Source organism: Phyllobacterium trifolii (assembly GCF_014192095.1).
Classification (GTDB): Bacteria; Pseudomonadota; Alphaproteobacteria; order Rhizobiales; family Rhizobiaceae; genus Phyllobacterium; species Phyllobacterium trifolii.
Genome location: NZ_JACHXN010000062.1, coordinates 1 through 1,561 on the forward strand (window position 1 = coordinate 1; position 1,561 = coordinate 1,561).

Annotated in this window: 1 protein-coding gene and 1 pseudogene; both read right to left on the reverse strand. The window is 57.2% G+C overall.

The genetic code is table 11. From position 1 onward, the window contains the following. Positions 1-409, reverse strand: a pseudogene (locus tag FHS21_RS30340) (HlyD family type I secretion periplasmic adaptor subunit); the annotation flags it as partial. A gap of 36 nt (positions 410-445) precedes the next feature. Beyond that, a partial coding sequence (locus FHS21_RS30345) for a calcium-binding protein (RefSeq protein ID WP_376772251.1) occupies positions 446-1,561 on the reverse strand: 1,116 nt, incomplete at its 5' end.

Sequence of the window (1,561 nt, forward strand, 5' to 3'; positions counted from 1 at the left end):
ACATCATGATGGAATCGAGATTATCGCGCTCGGCCATCAGACGGGCCTGTTTCGCCATCAGTTCGACCAGCTGGGTGCGAACAATCGAAAGTTCCGCGCGCGTTTCGGCGTCATCCAGCCGCAGCATGACCTGACCCTTCGTGACAAAGTCACCTTCCCTGACCGCAATCTCGCTGATGATGCCGCCGTCGCGGTGCTGGATCGACTTCAGGTTCTGATCGACCTTGACCATGCCCGGTGCGATGATCGCCCCTGTCAGCTGTGCGGTTGCCGCCCAGCCGCCCGCACCGACGAAAAGCACTAGTCCAAGCGTAACACCCGCGATGACCCGAGGCCCCACGGGGAAACTGTTTCCCGGATCGATCTGAGGTCCTAAGCCCAGGTCTTTTTGTTTTTGTCGCCCGAACATATTTCACTCCCACTCGCGTCACAACGACGTCTTTATTCAAGGGTTTTCGACGATCATCAACATGTGATGACCCGTCAGATTAATAGTCATTTCGTAGTGTTCATCGCGGTCCATATCGACCTCGATCAGCGTCTTTTGCAGTTCATCCGTTCCTTCGTGACGAACGCGGATCGGCAGCGGTTGCGCGTCGGCATCATCGCCGTACGTTTCCTCGAACCGATCTTCCAGACTGTCGATGACATCTTCGAAGATCTCGTACCTCGACATCTCAATGCGATCACCAACCATAAAGTCGAGTATCTGATGGATAACCTTGGCACTGGAACTCCCTTCCGGAATATGGAATTCGAAAGTGTCTGAACCGCCATTGCCTTCGAGGATCATGGCAGTCGTACCGATGTTCATGTGATCGTTGCCGGCGCTCCCAACCACCTGTTCGAAGCCGGAAATCACGTCGTGCCCGATATCGAAGCCTGTTGCCTGCCCGGTGTTTAAATCGACAAGCACGCCCTGCGCCGCCTGCGAATAGTCGAGGGTGTCGGATCCAGCCTGGCCGGAGTAAATGTCGTTGCTGCCATCAGCCGCCGCCAGCACGATATCATCGCCGGTGCCAGCCAAAACGCAATCTGCTCCTTCACCGTCCGCGATCACATCATTGCCGGCGCCACCCGATAAAGTGTCATTGCCGCTTCCTCCGGAAATAACATCGTCGCCGGCGTTTCCGAAGATGCTTTCGCTGGCAGCGCCGCCGCTGATTTCGTCCGCGCCTGCACCCGCCTTGATTACCTCAAAATTGGTGACGAGGTCCGTACCGATTTCCGCGCCGCTGGCATTGGCGGCAACGACATCTATGACCACTGTCATCAGGGCGGCCGAATAGTCGAGCGTGTCGATGCCTTGGCCACCGTCATAAGTATCATCGACTATATCCAGGGCGGCTGTGACCGTGTCATTACCGGTTCCGCCGCTTACAGAGTCTTGCCCCGCGCCATCAGACAGGTGATCGTTGCCCTCACCGCCCGACACGATGTCGGCGCCACCCCCGCCATCGATCACATCATCGCCGCCGTTGCCATGGATCTCCTCGGCCGCATCGCTGCCTTGGATGTCATCCTGTCCCGCCCCGGCCATGAAAACCTCGAAGTTCGAAAT